This window comes from Gilliamella sp. CG16 (assembly GCF_046635785.1).
In the GTDB taxonomy this organism is placed as follows: Bacteria; Pseudomonadota; Gammaproteobacteria; order Enterobacterales; family Orbaceae; genus Gilliamella; species Gilliamella apicola_I.
The window spans coordinates 329,922-350,442 of record NZ_JBIDFL010000001.1 but is presented as its reverse complement, the minus strand read 5'-3'; the positions used below and the strand labels follow the sequence as shown (position 1 = coordinate 350,442).

20 protein-coding genes are annotated in these 20,521 nt (G+C 35.6%); 9 read left to right on the top strand and 11 right to left on the bottom strand.

The genetic code is table 11. From position 1 onward, the window contains the following. Positions 1 to 30: 30 nt before the first annotated feature. From ACGH47_RS01570 to ACGH47_RS01550, 5 genes are all read right to left on the bottom strand, one after another. Positions 31 to 471, bottom strand: a complete 441-nt coding sequence (locus ACGH47_RS01570; protein ID WP_267380838.1) for a hypothetical protein — start codon at positions 469 to 471, stop codon at positions 31 to 33. Between the two features lie 290 nt (positions 472 to 761). Continuing rightward, positions 762 to 1,406 carry a hypothetical protein gene (locus ACGH47_RS01565; RefSeq protein WP_411622477.1) on the bottom strand — a complete coding sequence of 215 codons (645 nt, stop codon included), beginning with the start codon at positions 1,404 to 1,406 and terminating at the stop codon, positions 762 to 764. A 217-nt stretch (positions 1,407 to 1,623) separates the two neighbouring features. After that, on the bottom strand, positions 1,624 to 2,754 hold the full coding sequence (gene nrdB / locus ACGH47_RS01560) for a class Ia ribonucleoside-diphosphate reductase subunit beta (protein WP_065559020.1): 1,131 nt from the start codon (positions 2,752 to 2,754) through the stop codon (positions 1,624 to 1,626). 138 nt (positions 2,755 to 2,892) lie between these two features. Continuing rightward, positions 2,893 to 5,178, bottom strand: a complete 2,286-nt coding sequence (gene nrdA, locus ACGH47_RS01555) for a class 1a ribonucleoside-diphosphate reductase subunit alpha (RefSeq protein WP_411622475.1) — start codon at positions 5,176 to 5,178, stop codon at positions 2,893 to 2,895. 209 nt (positions 5,179 to 5,387) lie between these two features. After that, positions 5,388 to 6,725: a replication-associated recombination protein A gene (locus ACGH47_RS01550; RefSeq protein ID WP_411622474.1), complete on the bottom strand. Its 1,338-nt coding sequence runs from the start codon at positions 6,723 to 6,725 to the stop codon at positions 5,388 to 5,390. Between the two features lie 176 nt (positions 6,726 to 6,901). Here ACGH47_RS01550 and lolA point away from each other — a divergent pair, with 176 nt between their 5' ends. Continuing rightward, entirely contained in the window at positions 6,902 to 7,495 is a 594-nt protein-coding gene (gene lolA, locus ACGH47_RS01545) for an outer membrane lipoprotein chaperone LolA (protein ID WP_065558834.1), read from the top strand. 145 nt (positions 7,496 to 7,640) lie between these two features. Here the strand turns inward: lolA and ACGH47_RS01540 are convergent, their stop codons facing one another. Continuing rightward, entirely contained in the window at positions 7,641 to 8,420 is a 780-nt protein-coding gene (locus tag ACGH47_RS01540; RefSeq protein ID WP_267349820.1) for a GntR family transcriptional regulator, read from the bottom strand. 687 nt (positions 8,421 to 9,107) lie between these two features. Here ACGH47_RS01540 and ACGH47_RS01535 point away from each other — a divergent pair. The 3 genes from ACGH47_RS01535 to ACGH47_RS01525 all read left to right on the top strand — a co-directional run bounded on the left by ACGH47_RS01535 (position 9,108) and on the right by ACGH47_RS01525 (position 12,542). Then, complete coding sequence (locus ACGH47_RS01535; protein WP_267359356.1) at positions 9,108 to 10,346, top strand: oligosaccharide MFS transporter; 1,239 nt, start codon at positions 9,108 to 9,110, stop codon at positions 10,344 to 10,346. Positions 10,347 to 10,409: 63 nt separating this feature from the next. Then, on the top strand, positions 10,410 to 11,528 hold the full coding sequence (locus ACGH47_RS01530; RefSeq protein ID WP_411622471.1) for a glycoside hydrolase family 172 protein: 1,119 nt from the start codon (positions 10,410 to 10,412) through the stop codon (positions 11,526 to 11,528). Between the two features lie 15 nt (positions 11,529 to 11,543). Further along, the gene (locus ACGH47_RS01525) at positions 11,544 to 12,542 is read left to right on the top strand and encodes a substrate-binding domain-containing protein (protein WP_411590278.1); all 999 of its coding nucleotides are present in this window, start codon (positions 11,544 to 11,546) and stop codon (positions 12,540 to 12,542) included. A gap of 43 nt (positions 12,543 to 12,585) precedes the next feature. On the opposite strand, the gene smpB is transcribed toward ACGH47_RS01525, so the two are convergent. Next, complete coding sequence (smpB, locus tag ACGH47_RS01520; protein WP_411622470.1) at positions 12,586 to 13,068, bottom strand: SsrA-binding protein SmpB; 483 nt, start codon at positions 13,066 to 13,068, stop codon at positions 12,586 to 12,588. 67 nt (positions 13,069 to 13,135) lie between these two features. Here smpB and ACGH47_RS01515 point away from each other — a divergent pair, with 67 nt between their 5' ends. Genes ACGH47_RS01515 through ACGH47_RS01495 form a run of 5 tightly spaced genes read left to right on the top strand, consistent with a single transcriptional unit; the run spans position 13,136 to position 15,026 of the window. After that, complete coding sequence (locus tag ACGH47_RS01515) at positions 13,136 to 13,564, top strand: type II toxin-antitoxin system RatA family toxin (RefSeq protein ID WP_267349810.1); 429 nt, start codon at positions 13,136 to 13,138, stop codon at positions 13,562 to 13,564. A 1-nt stretch (position 13,565) separates the two neighbouring features. Further along, positions 13,566 to 13,838, top strand: a complete 273-nt coding sequence (locus ACGH47_RS01510; RefSeq protein WP_267349808.1) for an RnfH family protein — start codon at positions 13,566 to 13,568, stop codon at positions 13,836 to 13,838. 23 nt (positions 13,839 to 13,861) lie between these two features. Then, positions 13,862 to 14,296 (top strand): zinc uptake transcriptional repressor Zur, encoded by a 435-nt coding sequence (gene zur, locus ACGH47_RS01505; RefSeq protein ID WP_065558826.1) that lies wholly within the window; start codon positions 13,862 to 13,864, stop codon positions 14,294 to 14,296. Beyond that, positions 14,284 to 14,643: an EamA family transporter gene (locus ACGH47_RS01500; RefSeq protein WP_267349804.1), complete on the top strand. Its 360-nt coding sequence runs from the start codon at positions 14,284 to 14,286 to the stop codon at positions 14,641 to 14,643. The genes zur and ACGH47_RS01500 overlap by 13 nt, the downstream gene beginning before the upstream one ends. After that, positions 14,640 to 15,026 (top strand): EamA family transporter, encoded by a 387-nt coding sequence (locus ACGH47_RS01495; RefSeq protein ID WP_267359364.1) that lies wholly within the window; start codon positions 14,640 to 14,642, stop codon positions 15,024 to 15,026. Before ACGH47_RS01500 ends, ACGH47_RS01495 begins: the two co-directional genes overlap by 4 nt. 53 nt (positions 15,027 to 15,079) lie before the next feature. On the opposite strand, the gene mutT is transcribed toward ACGH47_RS01495, so the two are convergent. The 4 genes from mutT to ACGH47_RS01475 form a co-directional block, all read right to left on the bottom strand. Further along, positions 15,080 to 15,484 (bottom strand): 8-oxo-dGTP diphosphatase MutT, encoded by a 405-nt coding sequence (gene mutT, locus ACGH47_RS01490; RefSeq protein ID WP_267349800.1) that lies wholly within the window; start codon positions 15,482 to 15,484, stop codon positions 15,080 to 15,082. Positions 15,485 to 15,601: 117 nt separating this feature from the next. Then, complete coding sequence (gene secA, locus ACGH47_RS01485) at positions 15,602 to 18,328, bottom strand: preprotein translocase subunit SecA (RefSeq protein ID WP_411622469.1); 2,727 nt, start codon at positions 18,326 to 18,328, stop codon at positions 15,602 to 15,604. A gap of 83 nt (positions 18,329 to 18,411) precedes the next feature. Then, on the bottom strand, positions 18,412 to 18,750 hold the full coding sequence (locus ACGH47_RS01480) for a hypothetical protein (RefSeq protein WP_411590281.1): 339 nt from the start codon (positions 18,748 to 18,750) through the stop codon (positions 18,412 to 18,414). A gap of 147 nt (positions 18,751 to 18,897) precedes the next feature. Continuing rightward, positions 18,898 to 20,448, bottom strand: coding sequence for a multicopper oxidase family protein (locus ACGH47_RS01475; protein ID WP_411590283.1), 1,551 nt, complete (start codon positions 20,446 to 20,448; stop codon positions 18,898 to 18,900). Positions 20,449 to 20,521 lie beyond the last annotated feature (73 nt).

The following is a 20,521-nucleotide window of genomic DNA, read 5'->3' as shown; positions in this document are numbered from 1 at the left end:
ACAGTTTAGTTTGTTGCTTGAACTTTTGTTTTAATTTTTTATACGGTCACAATTTATTTCTACATTCATTTTTCGATTTGCGTTTGGAGCATTATCGATAAGAATTTCAGTTACTTCCGTTGTTTTGAATTTGTCTGGTGATAAATAGTTCATGGTCTTTTGCGTTTTTGATGTAACACCATTATTGGATTTTATATCCATTGAATCATTATAATAAGCTTTTAAATTATATGGATAAGATGTATCTGTACCAAAATTGAAAAATAAGGTATTGTCCTTCATAAAATACCTAATCATCCCTTTATCTTGTTTGAGTGGTGCATAGTCAGAAAATTTACCATTTTCCCATTTTGCCTCTTGCCCTGAAAATGTGCAATCCCACTCACCAATAAGCATTTCTTCAGTTACTTTTTTTTCACCACAACCAACCAAAACTAAACCGACAAGACTACTCAATAAAAGTTTTTTCATATTAAAACCTATAATTAATGTAAGTAAAAATGAAGTAAGTTTTTTCAAGATCGATGAATAGTACTGTTTCAAACGTTAGTGCAACTACAATATAACACAGTTTTATTTAATTATGCTTCAAATATTGATAGTAATTAACACGAAAACATTTACTGTTATCTATTATGATTTATACCCCAAAAAAACAACATAATTTCGTCAAGCTAAATAGCAATTCGATAGTTTTTACCTTACATTTTAAATATCATAAACTAAATAAAAGCGTTGATAGGCTTTTATTTTAGTTATAGCTAATTTTTTGTATCGATTGAATCATTAGCATTTTCATAAACTAAAGCGGAACCCTTAGTTAATATTGCAGATACCGAAACATCAGATAATTTTATCGTATGCTGACCTGGTTTTAAATCATACTTAGATACAGGAATCGCATTGTTATCAAGATAGATAGCATAACCAATAATTTGTTGTGCTTGATTCAAATCATTATTGACGTTAATACTGATTGATGTATTGATTTTGCGAAATGTCGAATTTTGGTGATTACTGATCTTTTGTTCTAATTTTTTTGACATTTCAACAACCATACCACCTGACTCGTTATTGCGTATTTGGATATCACCATTACCCGTTTTTCCTCCTACCATAATCGGTATTTCAAATACTGCTTTAGAATCCATTTTTTCTCGATAACATTCAATATATTTTGCATCCGCAAAAATTTTTTGAATTTCATTTTTTGCTTTTATTAACGTGGATGATTCTTGTCGTGAATCTTTAAAGTCAGTACATGATGAAACTTCAATCAATATTTTTGACTGTACGATTTTTGCTGTTTCACTTTGCACGTCGCTAAGGTTTACTGTCGGTGCTAATTCAACTTTACAACCTGATAGTAACGTAATAGCAATTAAACTTACCATGAATTTATTCATTTTACTTCTTATTTCCTTTTGATTTATTTAACTAATATCGGTTAAATAATACAATTAAAAAGATTATTAATCAAACATTAAGAAATGTAATATAAATTAAAAAAAGAAATTGGATTGTAATTACTTGGATTTGGTTAACCGCTAAAGACAAAACATGCACAGGCTTTAGTACTAAACCTGTGCAAGTCAGGATAGGAAGTTTTAATGACAGCGTAAATTATAAAGTAAAATCACTCAAATCATCTTCATTGATTTCAGAATCAATTTGACCGACTAGATAAGAGCTCATTTCGGCTTCTTGTGGAGCAACTTGAACATTGTCGGATACTAACCAGTTATTGATCCATGGAATCGGGTTAGATTTTACTTCGTAAGGCAATTTCAATCCGACCGCTTGCATACGAATATTGGTGATGTATTCAACATATTGACATAAAATATCTTTATTTAAGCCAATCATTGAACCACCTTCAAATAAGTATGCTGCCCACTCTTTTTCTTGATTCGCTGCCTGTAAAAACAGGTCATAGCAGTCTTGTTCACACTCTTTTGCGATTTCAGCCATTTCAGGATCATCTTCACCACTACGAAGCGTATTAATCATAAATTGAGTTCCCGTTAAGTGTAGGGCTTCATCACGGGCAATGAGTTTGATGATTTTTGCATTTCCTTCCATTAGTTCTCGTTCAGCGAAAGCAAATGAACAAGCAAAGCTGACATAAAAACGAATGGCCTCAAGGGCATTAACACTCATTAAGCAAAGGTACAGTTTCTTTTTCAATTCACGTAAGCTTATAGTAATGGTTTTATTGTTAACCGTGTGATTCCCTTCACCCAATAAGTTGTAATAGCTTGCATAACTAATCAGATCATCATAATAACCCGCAATGTCACCCGCACGTTTTTGGATCTCTTTATTTGTCACAATGTCATCAAATACCACAGAGGGATCATTGACAATGTTACGTATGATGTGTGTGTAAGAGCGAGAGTGAATTGTTTCTGAAAACGACCACGTTTCTACCCAAGTTTCAAGTTCAGGAATTGAAATTAAAGGGAGTAAAGCAACGTTTGGACTACGACCTTGAATCGAATCCAGTAACGTTTGGTATTTTAAATTACTGATGAAAATATGTTTTTCATGTTCGGGTAGTGCCGCATAGTCAATGCGGTCTTGTGATATATCGACTTCTTCCGGACGCCAAAAAAAAGAAAGTTGCTTTTCGATTAATTTTTCGAACATTTCATATTTTTGTTGGTCATAACGCGCCACATTAACTGGTTGACCAAGAAACATGGGTTCTTTAAGCTGATCGTTATGTACATGCGAAAAGGTACTGTAATTCATATTCATAATCGTACTCCTAACTGAATTTAGTTACTTTTACCACTACCTGTCGACAGCGGAAAAGGGGCAATATTGGGGGATCAAAATCCCCCATTGAATGTTTTTAAAGTGATGCTTTGTTTTTGTCTAAAAGGGCAATTAAATTTTACAAGCCCCGCCTTCACAACCGTCATCACTTTCAGTTAGTGCAATATCCCCTTGAATATCTTCAGCCCCATCGCGTGTGTTATGGTAGTAGAGTGTTTTGACACCAAATTTATATGCGGTTAATAAATCAGCAAGTAGCTGTTTCATCGGTACTTTGTCATTCGGGAATTTTGTTGGATCATAATTGGTGTTAGCCGAAACTGATTGATCGATAAATTTCTGCATAATACCAACTAATTGTAAATAACCCGTGTTATTAGGAATTTGCCAAAGTAGTTCATAGAAGTTTTTTAAATCTTTATAGTCAGGTACTACCTGCTTTAAGATGCCATCTTTCGATGCTTTAACGCTGACATACCCTCGAGGTGGCTCGATACCATTAGTCGCATTAGATATTTGCGAAGACGTTTCAGAAGGCATTAACGCCGATAAGGTTGAATTACGTAGACCATGAGTTTTAATTGATTCACGCAGTGCTTCCCAATCATAATGTAATGGCTCTTTTGTAATGGTATCAAGATCCTTTTTATAGGTATCTATCGGTAATATTCCTTGTGAATAGGTCGTTTCGTTAAATAAGTTACATGCACCTTTTTCTTTCGCTAGGTTATTTGATGCTTTTAAAAGATAATATTGCATCGCTTCAAACGTGCGGTGGGTTAAATTATTAGCGCTGCCGTCTGAATATTTTACCCCATGTTTTGCTAAATAATAGGCATAGTTAATGACACCAATGCCTAATGTACGGCGATTAATGGATGAATTGCGAGCAGCAGGAACAGGGTAATCCTGATAATCAAGCAGTGAATCAAGGGCACGAACCGTTAAATCGGCAAACTCTTCAAAATCATCTAACGATTGAATTTCACCTAAATTAAAGGCGGACAGTGTACATAGTGCTATTTCACCCTTTTCATCGTTGACATTATTCAGCGGTTTAGTTGGTAACGCAATTTCCATACATAAATTAGATTGATGTACAGGCGCAAGCTGAGCATTGAATGGACTGTGAGTATTACAGTGGTCAACATTTTGAATATAAATACGTCCAGTTGATGCACGTTCTTGCATTAACAAGGCAAAGAGTTCTACCGCTTTTACTACACGTTTTCGAATGTTTACATCTTGTTCATATTGATGATACAGCGCATCGAATTTTGCTTGATCGGCAAAAAACGCCTCGTATAGACCCGGAACATCTGACGGGCTAAAAAGGGTAATGTTTTCGTTTTGGATTAAGCGTTGATACATTAATTTATTAATCTGAACACCATAATCCAAATGTCGAACACGGTTTTCTTCAACACCTCGATTGTTACGTAAAACCAATAGACTTTCGACTTCTAAATGCCAAAGCGGGTAAAATACCGTTGCAGCACCACCACGAACACCGCCTTGTGAACAGGATTTTACCGCTGTTTGAAAATATTTATAGAATGGGATACAACCGGTGTGGAAAGCTTCACCACCACGAATTGAACTACCAAGCGCCCGAATTTTGCCCGCATTAACCCCAATGCCTGCACGTTGTGACACATATTTGACAATTGCGCTTGCCGTCGCATTAATAGAATCTAAGCTGTCATCACATTCGATAAGTACACATGAACTAAATTGGCGTGTTGGGGTGCGAACACCGGCCATAATTGGCGTTGGTAATGAAATTTTAAAAGTTGAGACTGCATCATAAAAGCGTTTGATGTAGCTAAGACGCGTATCTTTAGGGTAATTAGCAAAAAGACAAGCTGCGACTAAAATGTATAAAAACTGTGCGCTTTCATAAATCTCGCCTGTTACCCGATTTTGAACTAAGTATTTTCCTTCAAGCTGTTTTACTGCCGCATATGAAAAAGACATATCACGCCAATGATCGATAATTTTATCCATTTGTTCAAACTCTTCTTGCGTATAATCTTCAAGTAAGTGTTTGTCATAACGGTCACTTGCCACTAGTTTTTTTACATGTTCATAAAGTGGTGGAGGAGTAAATTGGTTATACGCTTTTTTACGTAAATGAAAAATGGCTAAACGTGCAGCCAAATATTGATAATCTGGTGAATCTTGCGATATAAGATCGGCGGCAGCTCGAATAATTGTTTCATGAATATCAGATGTTCGGATCCCATCATAAAATTGAATATGTGAACGTAATTCAACTTGAGATACCGAAACATTTTCTAATCCTTCTGCTGCCCATGTAATTACCTTGTGAATTTTATCAAGATTGATAGGTTCTTTCTTACCATCTCGCTTGGTCACAAATATTGATTTATTCATTTTCCATCCAGTTTTATCCCGTTTTTTGTGGAGCTTATCATAATTGATATTTGTCAAAATATACAATATATAGTGCCTATTAATCATTTTATTACTATATATAGTGTATTTATTAGTCAGTTAACATTTTTTTATTTTGTTAACTATCGGTTAGTAAACGTTTTTTTCTGTAATAAAATAAAATGGTTTAGAAAGGTTTTACTTATGGATCATTTTTGGTTTTTATAACGTTGAATTGGGCTTGCTTTATTTTGGGCTTCTAACCATGCAAGTTTATCGGCATAATTTTTTTCTGCACCACGATCAGTTGGTTGATAATATTTACTATCAGCCATTTCAGGCGGAAAATAATTTTCACCTGCAGCAAAAGCATTAGGTTCATCATGTGCATAACGGTATTGTGCTCCATAGCCCAAATTTTTCATTAGACTGGTTGGTGCATTACGTAAATGTTCAGGTACATCATAGTCTGGCTTAGACTGCGCGTCACTCATAGCTTGTTTGAAAGCAAGATAGACGGCGTTACTTTTCGGTGCACAAGCCAAATAAACTATAGCTTGCGCAATGGCGCGTTCTCCCTCGGCGGGGCCAACACGCGTAAAACAATCCCACGCCGCCAATGCAACTTGCATTGCTCTTGGATCGGCATTGCCGACATCTTCAGAGGCAATTGCCAGTAATCGACGAGCAACATAGAGGGGATCACCACCAGCAGTAATGATTCTTGCATACCAGTATAATGCAGCGTCAGGCGCAGAACCACGAATTGATTTATGGACGGCAGAAATCAAATCATAATATCGGTCACCTTGATTATCGAATCTGGCACTACGCTCACCCATGACTTCTTTGAGTAACGCTGGTGTTAGTTCATTGCCACCGGACATATCCACTAATAATTCAAGTGTATTCAGTGCACGTCTGGCATCCCCCCCAACAAATTCAGCAATCTGTTTTTTTGTTTCTGGTGGTAACACGACATGTTTATTGCCATAACCTCGAACCGGATCATCAATGGCTTGTTGTAAAATATTTTCGATATCGGCATTGGTTAATGATTTGAGTAAATAAACCCTAGCTCGTGATAACAGCGCTGAATTGAGTTCGAATGACGGATTTTCAGTTGTCGCCCCAATAAAAGTAACTGTACCATTTTCAACATAAGGCAAAAATGCATCTTGTTGGCTTTTATTAAAACGATGAACTTCATCAACAAATAAGATCGTACGGATACCCGCTTGCTGATTGATTTTTGCACGCTCAATGGCTTCACGAATATCTTTGATTCCGGATGTGACTGCCGAAATTCTTTCGACTTTAGCATGAGCATGATGCGCTATAATTTCAGCTAATGTGGTTTTCCCAGTTCCCGGAGGCCCCCATAAGATCATTGAATGGAGGTTTCCGGCTTCAATTGCTTTCGGTAATGGTTTTCCTGCTCCTAGTAGCTGAGTTTGTCCAATGTATTCTGATAAATTACGTGGACGCATTTTTGCCGCTAAAGGCTGAAATTCATCAGTCGTAAAATCAAATGACATGCTAGGCATAACAGGTGGTATCCAAGTTTGAAAAATTCATTATATTATATACTTGTTAATTGATAAGTGAAAAAGAAAAGAAAATAACTTTTCGAACTTAACGAAAAACGGTAATATTTTGACCTAATCAGATTTGCGAACACTATTTAACGCTTTGTTATAGATAAAAAAAGTAAGGATTCGTTATGAAACAATTTTTAGTATTAATGGGATTATTAGTTAGCGTATCCGCTTGGGCAGGTGATAAAGAGGTCTTACAACAGCGTTTAGACAAAGTTGACGGATTTTATGCACGCTTTTCACAAGATGTAAAAACAGCAGATAATCAGCAAGTTCAGGAAGGAAAGGGGGATCTTTGGGTAACAAGACCTTACTATTTTAATTGGAAAATGACAGAGCCAGAGGAAACAACTATTATTTCGGATGGAAGTAATATGTGGGTCTATACGCCAACAGTCGAACAAGTCACGGTGATGGATTTAAAAAAAGCCGTTGATAATCGTTTAATGCTTTTAATTACCGATAGTCATAATCCTATTTGGAACCACTATCAAGTTACACGTAAACAAGATTCATTCACTTTAAAGCCAACAGACAGTTCAAGTCAGAATTTTATCATTTCAGTGTTACCAAGCGGAATGATTTCCAATTTTACGATTATTGAGGAAGATGGACAACGCAGTTTTTATGATCTATCGCACCAAAAACTTGGAAAAGTAGAACTCAGTAAGTTTCATTTTGAACCGCCTTTAGGCATTCAAATTGACGATCAACGATAAGTGATCAATGCATTTAAAGTAATAAAAGTCATTATCGATTATCATTTTGAGCCTTAAACACAAGATAGCGTCAATTAATTTTGCTAAATTTATTTTTAATTAGTTGATAGCTACGAGTGAGTTAAAGCTTGATGATTTGTTTAGTTTAGTCTAATTCATTGTTATTGATACTAATGACGGGATTATCAGAAAATAAATAGTGATCACGTCTTGTTTCAAAATCTTTATTTGCAGCATCAAAAAGTGCTTTTTTAGTGTTTTCTAAATGCTGCCACATCGCTAATTTTGCTGCTTTAGGATCTCGATTAATTAAAGCTTCCAAAATTTGGTTATGTTCATCTGCCCAATTATTAATGGTTTGTTCTGGCATATTTTCATGAAGTTTTTTCCATAAAGGATTTAACGTGCGCTGTTGCCATGTCTCTTCAACAATGATAGTTAAAGCACTGTTACGAGTAATCATGGCAATCTGAGTATGGAATTTAATATCCCAATAGGGATCGCGATGATGATCTTCTTTTTGAGCATTATGTTGAATTTCTAATAATTTAACAATATCTCCCTTGGTGATTTGTGTGGCAGCAAATTCAGCAATATTACTTTCAATAAGTTGGCGTGCTTGCAACAGTTCAAAAGGCCCACTTTTTACAAAATTTAATCCTCCTGAAGTTGATGAAAGGTTTTTAAGCGAGCTATTGCCAATAACGTGGATACCCGATCCTTTACGTGCTTCAACAAAACCTTCAACTTCTAACATGATTATTGCTTCTCTTACGACAGAACGACTAACTTTTAACTCTTCGCACACCAATCTTTCTGAAGGTAATTTGCTTCCTATTGGGTAAATACCGCTAATAATCCGATTTTTTAATTCTGATGCGATGACTTGATAAAGCCTGTGATATTCATTTTGTTTTTCGGTCATAATTTATTTTTTTAAAATACCTAAGTCGTTTAAATATAACCTTAAAATAACATCTAATTGATTAGAGTTAAATAATGTAACTCTAATTTTTTTTATACTATTTTTATCAATTCTTACATAACTGACAAGTCGATAAACCATCTTAAATTGTTGTTATATTTTAGCTATATCATGTGTGTCAACTTTTTAGATTGTCATATATGTTTGAGTTAAATTTGATGTCTTTTTCACTAAATTTATATATCTAATATAGGTTAACTATCTTGCAGTTATAAGTTAGATTTTTTAGGGATACTTAACCGTGTTACATTTTATCGTCTCACGCAAGTTGCTGAATCGACATTCCTCATTTTTTGATCATTTAAAACACAGTTAATGGCGTCTAATTAAAACATTTTTAATCATTCAATGGGTAAACCCATCTTGTTGCGATTTATGAATTAAAAAGTTGTCTGATATCTTGTTTTAAAGTTCAACGTTCAAATTTTTTTGAATTTATCAGCATAATGATTATCTTACTTTTAGATTTACCTATTGTTAACAAAACACCATGATGAATTTTGCTGTTTATTGCAAGTCTTAGAAATAATTTTTGATGTGGATCACATTTATCCAATAAACCCATTAAAGCTAAATTTTTAGCTCTTTATATTCCTTATCAGTGGTTAACTCTTCATAGGATAAATTATGACAAGTGAATTTTATAAAAAACCAACTTATTGGTTTGCTTCCTGTTATAGCTTTATGTATTACGCAGCAGGCAGTTTTGTTTTCTCTTTTTACTCAATTTGGCTTAGTAAAGAGATTGGTTTAACAGCGAAACAAACGGGTATCATTTATTCATTTAACTACTTTATTTCGTTAATTATCATGATTATATATGGTGTTTATCAAGATAAATTAGTCTTAAAAAAACACCTTATTTGGTTTCAAAGTATTATTATCACCTGCGCAGCACCTGCATTAATTTATATTTATGAACCACTTTTAAAGCATAACTTTTATGTTGGTGTGATTTTTGGCAGTTTCTTTTTAGGATTTGGTTGGGTCGCAGGTATGGGATTGATTGATTCATATTGTGAAAAGATTAGTCGGGCGTTTGGATTTGAATTTGGACAATGTCGAACTTGGGGCTGTATTGCTTATGCAGTAGGGACTTTTATCGCCGGAATTTTAATAAGTATTAATCCCCATCTTAATTTTTGGGCAGCGTCAATTGTCGGTCTCTGTTTTATGATTTTAAATCTCAATTTCAAACCTGACTTAACTCAATCCTCAAGTGTGGTATTTCAAAAGAAAGAAAAATTGACCTTTAATGAAATCCTTTCTGTGTTTGCGCTCAAAAAGTTTTGGATATTTGTTATTTATGTATTAGGCACTTATAGCCTTTATAATATTTATGATCAGCAACTGTTTCCTGTCTATTTCACACAACAATTTACCGATGTAAATGATGGTTATCATTTATATGGTTTATTAAATTCTTTTCAAGTGTTCTTAGAAGCTGCAGTCATGTTTTGTGTTCCTTTTGTTGTTAATCGAGTTGGCGCAAAAAATGCACTTATTTTTGCTGCATTTATATCGGCATCACGAATATTTTTAACTGCTCATGTTGATAGCATTGTCATTATATCCATTATTAAGCTGATGCATTGTTTAGAAATTTCAACCATTTTAGTCTCAGTATTTAAGTATATTGATAACAATTTTAATGCTCGTCTTTCTGCCACTGTTTTTCTGATTGGTTATCAAGTCGCAGGTTCAGTTGGGGTTATTTTGTTCTCAACTTATGTTGGCGACATTTATGATACCGCTGGCGCAGCAACGACGTTTAATAATTTAGGTTTGGTGGTTTTAGGTTTTATGATTTTTGCCATTTTCTTCTTAAGTCGAGACCAAAAAGCAAACACATTAAAAAAAGATTAATAAAAACACATATCTTTTAGACGGTAATAATAAGAATTTATTAAGACATATTAAGGATTAAAAATGAATATATTCAATTCAGTGACACAATTTAACTTTGAACAAACTCGAACTATTTCACCTGAAAATATGACAGGCGAAAAGGGTAAGTCTTGTATGAAAGCGAGTGCTTTAGGCCCTAGCCGTAAAGGACAAGGGTGTATCTCGATTCCGGCAGGGGAAAAAATAACAATTGCAGAAATTAGCGGGCCTGCTGAAATTAGACATATGTGGTTTACCTTAACCGATAGAACACATTGTGGTAGTTTTGTCTTGCGTGATGTGGTTATTCGTATCTACTGGGATGACGAAACAATACCGTCAGTTGAAAGCCCAATTGGTGATTTTTTCTGTAATGGATTTGGAGCAAGATGTGATATCAATTCATTACCGATTGTGGTTAATCCAACAGGGGGATTTAACTGTTATTTTAGAATGCCATTCAATAAAAAAGCCAGGATAGAAATTCACAATGAGCATGAAGCAGATTTACAACATTTCTTTTTCACTATTAATTATGCCATCATGCCAAAACCGTTCGAACAGCCTCTCTATTTTCATGCACAATGGCGTCGTCAGCGTGTAACTCAGTATGCACAAGATTATGTCATATTAGATAACGTACAAGGTCATGGCTATTATGTGGGGACGTATTTAGCCTTAACCGCTTTAGAACGGTATTGGTGGGGAGAAGGCGAGTTCAAATTTTATCTGGATGATGATAGTGCGTATCCAACACAACATTCAACTGGCTCAGAAGACTATTTTGGTGGGGCATGGGCATTTCATAATCGTGACAGTCAAGGTAAGCCTAAAGCAAAATGTTTTCAAACACTGTTTATGGGCTATCCTTATCAAACTAATCGAGATGCTACACGGGATTTTTTTCAAACAGGTGATTCAAATCCGGTACATGGCTTCGGCGATGATGCACTTCCGATGCATGGTTTATACCGTTGGCATTTACCTGATCCGGTTGCTTTCCATAAAAATATTAAGTTAGCTTTTCAACAGATCGGAAATGATGATATAAGATTGTATGAACGTTGTGATGATATTGCCAGCGTGGCGTATTGGTATCAAAATCCGTCGGAAAATCACAACCCGACTTTTCCCAATAAACAACAACGCACACCACGATAGTCTGGAAGGTGAAATATGGCGAGTAATAAATTAAGAATCAATGATATTGCTCGTTTGGCTGGCGTTTCGGCAACGACCGTCAGCCATATTTTTAATAAACGAGATAAAAAATATCGAATCTCATCTCTTACACGCCAAAAAGTGCTTGCAATAGCTGAGCAGTATAAAGAGCAATCGCATATTCGTCGATACTTAGTCAAGGCGAAGAGTACCAATACAATTGGTGTCATTGTTCCTGATATGTCGAACTCGTTTTTTTCGATGTTTTTACACCATTTAGAAGCATCATTTCGGGAAAAAAATATTCAGCTTTTAATTACTTGTAGCCACTATAATAAAGAGGTTGAAATTAATGTAGCGCAAAATTTGGTTGAACGAAAAGTGGATGCAATGATAGTGGTCACATCACTAGATAGCGATGAGTTTTACATGAGTATTAATCAACATACTCCGGTGTTATTTTTTGATCGTTATATTGAGCATACCACACTTCCATTTATTACAAGTGAGGCAATAGGATCGGTAGCTGAATTAATCGAACCTTATGCAAAAAAATTAAATGAGTTTTATTTTATTGGTTGTGATGCACAACTCACTTCAATTCGTGCTCGGTTACAAGGATTTAAACAAGGTTTAACGAATGCAGGCTTAACGCCAGCTTCTGACTGGATCATTTGTGATAGTTATTGCCCAAATAAAGGTTATGACTTACTCAAACGATTGCATCAAAAATTAGGGCGTTTACCGAAAGCTATTTTTACTCCGTCCGGTAATTTATTGCAGGAAGTGTTGAGCTATTTAGTCGAGGTTAAAGTTAATCCAGACCAAATTTGCTTATGTTCGTATGATTATAATATTTATCTGGATTACTCTTATTATCCGATTGATGCTATTGCACAAGATTTTCAAACTATGGCACTGACGTGTGTAAACACTATTGATGATCTGCTTAATTTTAAAGCGCTAAAGCATAACGCGATTTTCATCAAACCACAAATTAAACGCCATCCATAGCTTTTACGATGAGAGACAAAAGTAATAATAAGATGATTAGCGATTAGCGATTAGCGTTTTTCATGATACGCGCTTTATCAACCTGCCATTGCCGTTCTTTGATATCCGTTCGTTTATCGTACTCTTTCTTGCCTTTAGCCACACCAATTTTGACTTTTGCCCAAGCATTTTTCCAATATAATGAAAGCGCAACAACTGTGTAACCTTTTTGATTGATTTGACCAAATAGCGAATTTAATTCACGTTCATTCAAAAGCAATTTACGGTTACGCATGGGATCGCAGACAACATGTGTTGAAGCCACATTTAATGGTGTAATGGTTGCACCAAATAACCATGCTTCCCCGTCTTTAAGCAGTACATAGCTATCGCTAATATTTACTTTTCCTGCACGCAGGGATTTAACTTCCCAACCTTGTAGGGATAATCCCGCCTCAATTTCCTCTTCAATAAGGTACTCATGGCGTGCGCGTTTATTTAATGCAATGGTTGCCGAACCGAGTTTGTGTGATTTTTTCTTAGTCATAATGTGCGTTATTATAGAGTTACGTGTTAATATATGCCACAAATTTTATTTTTAATTAATTAATGTTATGGCACATATATTTCACGAAGTTATTGAACCGTATTCAATTGAACAAATGTTTTCATTAGTCAATGACATTGAGCGATATCCTGAATTTGTTCCCGATTGTATCGCAACGGGAATTATTAGAAAACAGGATAATATTATTGCTGCATTTATTGAAGTTGAAAAATTTGGTTTCAAAAAATCATTTACCACATTAAATCAAATTAATGAACCTAATTCAATCGATTTAACCCTTTTAGAAGGCCCATTCAAGCACCTTTCGGGCAAATGGCAGTTTACTACACTTTCTGACAACCAAAGTAAAATCAGTTTTAGTTTAGATTTTGAATTTCAAAATAAATTATTAGACATGACTTTTACCCCAATGTTTAAAGATGTGATGATAAATATGGTTAAAGCGTTTTCCAATCGAGCAAGGCAGATTTATTAATATGATAACGGTTCAAGTTGTGTATGCGTTACCGAATAATCCGACAATAATTGATTGTCAGGTTGAAGAATCGACGAATATCTTGCAAGCAATAGTAAAATCCAATATCTTATCTATTTGTCGCATTCAATTAGATGATCATCTAATTGGTATTTATGGAAAACGTTGTTCGCTTGATGAACTAGTGAAAGAGGGTGATCGTATTGAAATTTATCGCCCTTTAATCAACGATCCTAAAGAAATAAGACGAAGAAGAGCAGCATTAAATAAATAATGATTACTGGCAAGGGAAACACGATGCATAATCTGATAATTGAAAAGATTGAAACCTTATGCAAAAAACGCGGTATTAAATTGACAACCCAACGTCGTACAGTTTTAGATATCATGTTAACGGCAAATAAGGCTATGAGTGCATACGATCTTTTAGATTTATTAAAAGTCAGTGAACCCCAAGCCAAACCACCGACTATTTATCGTGCCCTTGAATTTCTGCTTGAGCAAGGCTTTATACATAAAGTTGAATCAAGCAATAGTTATATTGTTTGCCCACATTTTCAAGACCCCGATCATCTTTCAATTCTCTTTATTTGTGATAAATGCCGACAAATTTTTGAAAAACACTCAGCAAATATTGAACAACAACTAAAACAACTGGCACAACAAAGTCAATTTTTGATTAAACACAGCGTGTTGGAAATTCATGGAGTGTGTCAGTCGTGTCAACCTTAATTATTTTTCTTTGGCTATTAAATATCGGCTGTGACACGGTCGGTCAAATCGCCTTTAAATATGCAGCGATTACCTCAAAGCATAATCAAGGTTTGGATTATTGGCATAAACTATTTGGTAATTTTTGGCTTTGGATTGGTTTTGGATCTTATTTTGTTGGTTTTATTTTCTGGTTAGCTTTTTTAAGCGAAGTGCCTTTGTCACAAGGTATTTTATTGGGTTCGTTTAATATGATAACGGTCATGTTAGCAGGACGAATCTTATTTAAAGAGCACCTAACGTGTTTTCGGTTGTTAGGGATATTTTTTATTACAGCAGGAGTAGTTTTAGTAGGACTCACGGAATGAAAAAATTCTATTTAATTGGCTTTATATTACTGCTTTTTTTTGATACTTTTGGTCAAACCAGTTTTAAGCTGACAGCAATATCGGCTTTGCCTTTCGAATTGAGTGTTGATTGGTTATTACGTATTTTTAGCCACTGTTGGGCTTATTTAGTCATGATAGGTTATACCGGTGCATTTGTGACCTGGATGGTACTGTTAAAAAAAGCACCAGTTGGCCCTGCTTTTGCAGCCTCGCATTTACAAGTTGTTACGGTAATGTTAGTGTCGGTAATGGTGTTTAATGAAAAGATTACATTAACACGCTTTATAGGCGCAATAAGTATAATCATCGGGATTATTTTTTTAGCGTTAGCTGAACAAAGAATTCACCAAAAGTCTAAATAGCGCATAGCTAATTTGAAAATGATGTGATTTTAACAATTTATGGCAATTACTTCTTAAATTTGTTTATCGAGATTCTTTAACATTTCGATTATAGGTCGATTTGCATCAGGAAATTCATCCGCATTCAATTCTTCTTGATCTACCCATCGGCTGGGTTGTCCTTCTTTAGCAAATGGAACACCGTCCCATTCTTCCACTAAATAAGCGTGAATGGTAATATCACGATCATCGTAGCTGTGTTTCACTACTTTTAAAAATTGAGCATCATGGATTTGGATATCAACTTCTTCAGCAATCTCGCGTTGCAAAGTTTGATAAGGTGTTTCACCTACTTCTATTTTTCCTCCGGGAAACTCCCAAAAACCCGCTAAATGAGAGTCTTCTCCACGTTGGGTAATAAAAATTTGACAATTTTCCGAACGTATAATTCCTATTGCTATTTCAGTATGTTTTCTCATAATTCTGTTTATCTATCCGTAAAATTAGGGAAAGTGAACACTTTCCCTTGAATTTAAACGACGATGATAATCGCTGATTAAATCATCAATAATGTTTGATGATACTAAATTTTTTGCTTATTGAACAGCACCATGACAATGTTTATACTTCTTACCTGAACCACAAGGACATGGATCATTTCGTCCCACTTTGGCTTCAGTGCGAACTCTAGGTTGAGTTGAGCTTGTATTGTTTTCGCTTTCACCTTCGATATTAGAAGCTGATTCATGACTTGCATGTTGCTTAGCTGATAGTTTTTCCATTTCAGCAATGCGTTGACGTTCTGCTTCTTCCACTTCTTCTTGTGAACGAATAACAACACGACTTAATATCCCAATAACTTCATATTTTAGTGATTCTAACATGTCTTCAAACATGTTAAAGGATTCACGTTTATATTCTTGTTTAGGATCTTTTTGCGCATAACCTCGTAGATGAATACCTTGACGTAGATAATCCATCGCAGCCAAGTGTTCTTTCCACAAGTTATCAAGCGTCTGTAACATAACTGTTTTTTCAAAATGTCTAAATGCTTCTGAACCTGCTGCTTGCTCTTTTTCTTCATAAGCTTGTTGAGCAATTTGAATAATACGTTCTCGAAGTGACTCTTCATAAAGATTTTGTTCTTCATCCAACCATTTAGCAATTGGAAGATCCAAATCAAAATCACGTTTTAGCGCTAATTCAAGTCCTGGTACATCCCATATATCTTCGATTGATTCCCGTGGAATATAACGATCGATGAGCGCATTAAATACATCAACACGGATTACGGTAATGGTATCTTTAATTTCAGTATTATCCAGTATCTCATTTCGTTGACGATAAATTGCTTTACGTTGCTCATTGGCAACATCATCATATTCAAGCAATTGTTTACGAATATCAAAGTTACGACTTTCAACTTTCTTTTGAGCATTCGCAATCGCTTTATTGACCCATGGGTGTTCGATCGCTTCGCCTTCTTTCATACCCAATTTACGCATCATATTACCAACACGTTCTGACGCAAAGATTCTCATCAGCGGATCTTCAAGCGATAAATAAAAACGTGAACCGCCCGGATCTCCTTGACGACCAGCACGACCGCGTAACTGATTATCAATCCGACGGGATTCATGTCGTTCTGTACCTAAAATGTAAAGCCCGCCCAGTGCAATAACTTCTTCATGTTTAACTTGCCATGCTTGTTTAGCTTTTTCGATATCTTCTTGAGTAGGATTTTCAAGTTTTGCTAAATCGCTTTGCCAGTTACCGCCAAGCATAATATCGGTACCTCGACCCGCCATATTGGTTGCAATAGTGACAGCGCCTTTACTCCCTGCATTAGCAATAATTTCTGCTTCTTGGGCATGGAACTTGGCATTTAATACGTTGTGCTTAATGCCAACTTTTTTAAATGCATTGGATACCAATTCTGATTTTTCAATCGATGCAGTCCCCACTAGTACTGGTTGTCCTCGTTTTACACAATCTTGTACGTCAGCGACAATGGCTGCAATCTTCTCTTTTTCAGTCATATAGACTAAATCGGATTGGTCTTTACGCTGCATTGGGCGGTTAGTTGGTATAACAATGGTATCCAAACCATAAATCTGATGGAATTCGAAGGCTTCAGTATCGGCAGTACCCGTCATACCGGCTAATTTTTCATATAGACGGAAATAGTTTTGGAAAGTGATTGAAGCTAACGTCTGGTTTTCATTCTGAATTTTAACATGTTCTTTTGCTTCAACCGCTTGATGTAAGCCGTCAGACCAACGACGTCCTTCCATTGTTCGTCCAGTATGCTCATCGACAATAATAATTTCGTTATTTTTAACGATGTAGTCGACATCACGATGAAATAAATGATGGGCTCGTAGTGCCGCATTGACATGATGCATTAACACAATATTACTTGGCGCATAAAGCGACTCATCATTTTTCATGATACCTTGTTTAATTAGTAGTTCTTCTACCTTAATTAATCCTCGTTCAGTTAGATTAACTTGACGTGATTTTTCATCAATTGAAAAGTCACCGTCTCCTTGAAACTGATCTGAGTCTTCTTTTTCTTGGCGAATAAGATGAGGGATAATTTTATCAACACTCACATATTTATCTGAGCTGTCTTCGGCTTGCCCAGAAATAATCAACGGTGTTCTTGCTTCATCAATTAAAATTGAGTCAACCTCATCGACTAAAGCATAATGTAATGGTCGTTGAACACGCGCATCTTTACTAAACACCATATTGTCACGTAAGTAGTCAAATCCATATTCGTTGTTGGTACCATAAGTGATATCAGCGCTGTAAGCTTCTCGTTTTATTGCTGGCGGCATATTGGGCAGGTTAATACCAACGGTTAAACCTAAAAATTCAAATAAAGGACGATTATTTTCAGCATCACGTTGTGCTAAATAATCATTGACCGTGACGACATGCACACCTTTGCCTGTTAATGCGTTTAAATAAGCGGGTAATGTTGCGGTTAACGTTTTACCTTCACCTGTACGCATTTCGGCTATACAGCGCTCATTTAAAACCATACCACCAATTAACTGAACATCAAAATGACGCATACCAAAAACACGTTTACTGGCTTCACGGACAACGGCAAAAGCTTCTTCTAAAATATCATCTAAACGGGTACCTGATGCTAATTTTTGTTTAAATTCAACTGTTTTTGCTTTAAGTTCATCATCAGTTAATGCTTCCATTGCAGGTTCTAATGCATTAATTCTTTCAACACGCTTACGCAGGGTTTTTAGCACACGTTCATTACGGCTACCAAAAACTTTAGTTAATAATTTTAATAACATAAATTTCTCTTTCTTCTTTTAATAGGGAATGTAAGGTCGACACCTTAGATAACAACATAAAAATTAAGTAATAAACTCTTAAGTTAAATAGTGTTTTTAGGGCCTGCTCTTATCGCATTATGTGAAGTTATTTGAATGGGTTTATTGGTGGATAAAATATCGTAATTAATCGCCATAAAGACAGTACTGGTACTGAATTTTTGGGGGTTGGTTAACGATGGTGACACCTTTCGGGTTGACACTTGTTGATCTTGAACGATTTCATTGTTCGCCATAATCCCAACGTGAGAAACCGTTGATTCATTGGGGATTGCTTCTTGCTGGCATAAACTAAACCCAGTAGCAATTACACCTAATAATAAGTGCGATAGAGCTGTTTTGATTGTTAAGCGTTTACTGAGTATTTGCCAGAAATTAGTCATGATCATAGTGGCAATATGTTAGCATTATTTGCCAAAATGAAAAACATTTATTACTTGTATTGTTATCAAGAAAATGAAGATTCAGTTAAAAAGGAAATTTATCTATCTTGTCGAACGTTTAATGACAAGATAGATAAAGATAAAAAACTATTTTACCATCAATTGACCCATCATACCCAGTGTTTCATGTTCAATGATATGACAATGATACATGCGTAATCCGGGCATATTTTGTTGAATCTTTATCGTGATTGTTTCATGGGGTCGAAGATTTACTGTATCTTTTAATGCCACGTATTGGGGGGGTGTTTTGGTACCATTAAATTCATGTGAAACGACCATAAATTGTGCACCATGAATATGAAAGTTATGATCCATATGAGAGTTATTATGAATAGTCCATTCTTCAACCTCGTGAATTTTACTTTCAAGATCGATACGATTCATATCATGGCGTTTGCCATTGATTAAAAATAACATTCCGCCACGCGGCTCTTTCATGTCCATCACTTCGGTATATTCCAGTTTTTTGTGTGCGGTGGCTTGTCCAAGTTTTGGTAAGGTACGAAGTGTTGATGGCAAGGTGATTGAGTTTGACTGCGTTAAATCTAACTCTGCAAGTAACATATCTTGTTCAGGTGGTACATTGCCCATTTTGCCTCGATCGTAACCGATAGATTGCAAATAAACCGTCCCCGTTTTTTTAGGTAGAATAACAATTTCTGCCCGTTCGGCAGGGGATAACAGTAATGGTTTATTTAGTGATACCGGTTCAGACAATAATCCACCGTCAGTCCCCACTAAAAAGACATCACAATCAGGAATGGATAAGTTAAGGTATCTACCTGAACAAGCGTTCCAGATTCTTACACGTGTCGCTGAATCAACTTTAATTTTAGGTCGATAACTCCCGTTAATTAATACAAATTGACCTTCACGACCGTTCATCCAATCAACCATGGTATTATCGGCAATTTCACCTTTATCCGTTAATTTTAAATCTGAAAAGAACCAGTGTTGTTCAGGAAGAGAATTTAAAGGGTCATCTTTGCTTCGAACGATGAATGTTCCAGCTAAACCTCGATAAACTTGTTCAGCTACTGTTTCATGTCCATGAGGATGATACCAAAATGTGCCTGCATTTCCTTTAGGAACGTCAAATTCATAAACACGACTTTTTCCCGCTGGAATGGCATCTTGAGGGTTACCGTCTTGATTCGATGGAATAAGTAACCCATGCCAATGCACGGTTGTGGCTTGTGGCAGATCATTTTTCACCGTGATTTTAACGTGATCACCCTCGTTAACTTCAATTTTAGGGCCGGGAATCATACCGTTATATGCCCAAAATTCCGTCGTAATTTCAGGTGTTAAGGCAATTTTGACGGGTTTGAGGTGTAAGGTCGCTTCAAATACTCCCGGTTGATTACTTTCATTTTTTAAATTGATCAAGCTGGGTAAATTGTCGTTCTGTTTTAGTGAGGAAGTAGGCAAAAGCTTTTGTGGTTTTTGATCGTGATTCATATTCATGTTCATATTCATATGTTCGTGCATATTATCCCCCTTGTTACAATCATCAGAATTGAGTTCGCAGGTCATACCCGTCATCTTGGTATGTTCCATTTTAGCAATGGCTTTGGTTGCAACTAATCCACCTACAGCAGCCGTAAAATTCATTAAAAAATGTCGACGTTTCATAATATTCCCATAATAAATTAACTGATTTAACAATAACGCTGAAAATCGTGATGTGAGCAAACATAACGATAGA

Excerpts from the sequence above, each read along its gene's own strand:
- ACGH47_RS01570 (WP_267380838.1), bottom strand. The coding sequence starts at position 471 with ATGAAAAAACTTTTATTGAGTAGTCTTGTCGGTTTAGTTTTGGTTGGT.
- ACGH47_RS01565 (WP_411622477.1), bottom strand. The coding sequence starts at position 1,406 with ATGAATAAATTCATGGTAAGTTTAATTGCTATTACGTTACTATCAGGT.
- nrdB (WP_065559020.1), bottom strand. The coding sequence starts at position 2,754 with ATGAATTACAGTACCTTTTCGCATGTACATAACGATCAGCTTAAAGAA.
- nrdA (WP_411622475.1), bottom strand. The coding sequence starts at position 5,178 with ATGAATAAATCAATATTTGTGACCAAGCGAGATGGTAAGAAAGAACCT.
- ACGH47_RS01550 (WP_411622474.1), bottom strand. The coding sequence starts at position 6,725 with ATGCCTAGCATGTCATTTGATTTTACGACTGATGAATTTCAGCCTTTA.
- lolA (WP_065558834.1), top strand. The coding sequence starts at position 6,902 with ATGAAACAATTTTTAGTATTAATGGGATTATTAGTTAGCGTATCCGCT.
- ACGH47_RS01540 (WP_267349820.1), bottom strand. The coding sequence starts at position 8,420 with ATGACCGAAAAACAAAATGAATATCACAGGCTTTATCAAGTCATCGCA.
- ACGH47_RS01535 (WP_267359356.1), top strand. The coding sequence starts at position 9,108 with ATGACAAGTGAATTTTATAAAAAACCAACTTATTGGTTTGCTTCCTGT.
- ACGH47_RS01530 (WP_411622471.1), top strand. The coding sequence starts at position 10,410 with ATGAATATATTCAATTCAGTGACACAATTTAACTTTGAACAAACTCGA.
- ACGH47_RS01525 (WP_411590278.1), top strand. The coding sequence starts at position 11,544 with ATGGCGAGTAATAAATTAAGAATCAATGATATTGCTCGTTTGGCTGGC.
- smpB (WP_411622470.1), bottom strand. The coding sequence starts at position 13,068 with ATGACTAAGAAAAAATCACACAAACTCGGTTCGGCAACCATTGCATTA.
- ACGH47_RS01515 (WP_267349810.1), top strand. The coding sequence starts at position 13,136 with ATGGCACATATATTTCACGAAGTTATTGAACCGTATTCAATTGAACAA.
- ACGH47_RS01510 (WP_267349808.1), top strand. The coding sequence starts at position 13,566 with ATGATAACGGTTCAAGTTGTGTATGCGTTACCGAATAATCCGACAATA.
- zur (WP_065558826.1), top strand. The coding sequence starts at position 13,862 with ATGCATAATCTGATAATTGAAAAGATTGAAACCTTATGCAAAAAACGC.
- ACGH47_RS01495 (WP_267359364.1), top strand. The coding sequence starts at position 14,640 with ATGAAAAAATTCTATTTAATTGGCTTTATATTACTGCTTTTTTTTGAT.
- mutT (WP_267349800.1), bottom strand. The coding sequence starts at position 15,484 with ATGAGAAAACATACTGAAATAGCAATAGGAATTATACGTTCGGAAAAT.
- secA (WP_411622469.1), bottom strand. The coding sequence starts at position 18,328 with ATGTTATTAAAATTATTAACTAAAGTTTTTGGTAGCCGTAATGAACGT.
- ACGH47_RS01480 (WP_411590281.1), bottom strand. The coding sequence starts at position 18,750 with ATGACTAATTTCTGGCAAATACTCAGTAAACGCTTAACAATCAAAACA.
- ACGH47_RS01475 (WP_411590283.1), bottom strand. The coding sequence starts at position 20,448 with ATGAAACGTCGACATTTTTTAATGAATTTTACGGCTGCTGTAGGTGGA.